Source organism: Herbaspirillum sp. B65 (assembly GCF_000333555.1).
GTDB lineage: Bacteria > Pseudomonadota > Gammaproteobacteria > Burkholderiales > Burkholderiaceae_D > Herbaspirillum > Herbaspirillum rubrisubalbicans.
Genome location: NZ_BADI01000326.1, coordinates 1 through 1,531, shown reverse-complemented (window position 1 = coordinate 1,531; position 1,531 = coordinate 1). Strand labels below are relative to the sequence as shown.

Here is a 1,531-nt window from a genome sequence, read left to right as displayed (position 1 = left end):
ACGTGATTGACGAAGCCGTGCCGCCCCAGCGCATCCTGCCCAAGTTCAAGCAGAAGAAGACCATCGGCAAGCCGGAAATCGAGGAAATCATTTCCAAGATCGCCCGCATCCCGCCCCAGTCCGTCAACCAGGACGACCGCGCCAAGCTGCAGACCATCGAGCGCGACCTGAAGAACGTGGTGTTCGGCCAGGATCCGGCCATCGAAGCACTGGCCTCGGCCATCAAGATGGCGCGTGCCGGCCTGGGCAAGACCGACAAGCCGATCGGCTCCTTCCTGTTCTCCGGTCCGACCGGCGTGGGCAAGACCGAAGTGGCCAAGCAACTGGCCTTCATCCTGGGCATCGAGCTGGTGCGTTTCGACATGTCCGAGTACATGGAACGCCACGCCGTGAGCCGCCTGATCGGCGCGCCCCCGGGCTATGTCGGTTTCGACCAGGGTGGCCTGTTGACCGAAGCCGTCAACAAGAAGCCGCACGCTGTCCTGCTGCTGGATGAAATCGAGAAGGCGCACCCCGACATCTTCAACATCCTGTTGCAGGTGATGGACCATGGCACGCTGACCGACAACAACGGCCGCAAGACCGACTTCCGCAACGTGATCATCATCATGACCACCAATGCGGGCGCCGAGAGCTTGCAGAAGCGCACCATCGGCTTCACCGAGAAGAAGGAAGCCGGCGACGAAATGGCGGACATCAAGCGCATGTTCACCCCTGAGTTCCGCAACCGTCTGGATGCCATCATCAGCTTCCGCCCTCTGGACGAGGAAATCATCCTGCGCGTGGTCGACAAGTTCTTGATGCAGCTGGAAGAGCAACTGCACGAGAAGAAGGTGGAAGCCGTCTTCTCCGACAGCCTGCGCAAGTTCCTGGGCAAGAAGGGCTTCGATCCCTTGATGGGGGCACGCCCGATGTCGCGCCTGATCCAGGATCTGATCCGCAAGGCGCTGGCCGACGAACTGCTGTTCGGCAAGCTGGTCAGCGGTGGCCGCGTGACGGTGGAGATGGACGACAAGGACCAGATCAAGCTGGACTTCCCCGAGGGCGACGATTCGTCCCCGCCGGAAGAGCCGCAAGAGAAGCTCGAAGTCGAATAAGTCGCATCAGCCAGAGCAACAAGGCCACGCCGGGAAACCGGCGTGGCCTTTTGTTTTGCAGATTGCTTCACCCTCAATCAGCAAACAAAAACGGCGCGGTCTTGAACTGCACCGCGCCGTCTTCACGTCCAATGGCTTCAGCTCACCGCATTTACGGCACCAGCGGCTTGCCCGCCTGCTGCTTGGCCTTCACGATCTGCGTCACCTTCTCGATCATCGCCAGGCGATAGGTGGTGGAGGGATGCAGTGCCGTATAGCCATTGGGCACGCTGGCCGGATACTGGTCCGCCAGGCGCTTCCAGAACGCCGGTACGTTGTCGATGTTGTAGGGTGGCCTGGAAGATGGTGGGGTTGAGGATGCTCTTGTTCTTGTTGATGTATTCGACGAAACCGCNGCGTGCCGCCTTCGAAGGCGAAGTCTTCTTCCTGCCGGT

At 60.5% G+C, this 1,531-nt stretch carries 1 protein-coding gene and 1 pseudogene; one reads left to right on the top strand and one right to left on the bottom strand.

Going from position 1 to position 1,531, the window contains the following annotated elements:
• The coding region (locus tag I5W_RS08295) for an AAA family ATPase (protein ID WP_044528870.1) at positions 1-1,097 on the top strand (1,097 nt) is incomplete at its 5' end.
• Between the two features lie 151 nt (positions 1,098-1,248).
• On the opposite strand, the pseudogene I5W_RS33235 reads toward I5W_RS08295, so the two are convergent.
• Positions 1,249-1,437 (bottom strand): annotated as a pseudogene (locus I5W_RS33235) (peptidase M48); the annotation flags it as partial.
• Positions 1,438-1,531: the final 94 nt, after the last annotated feature.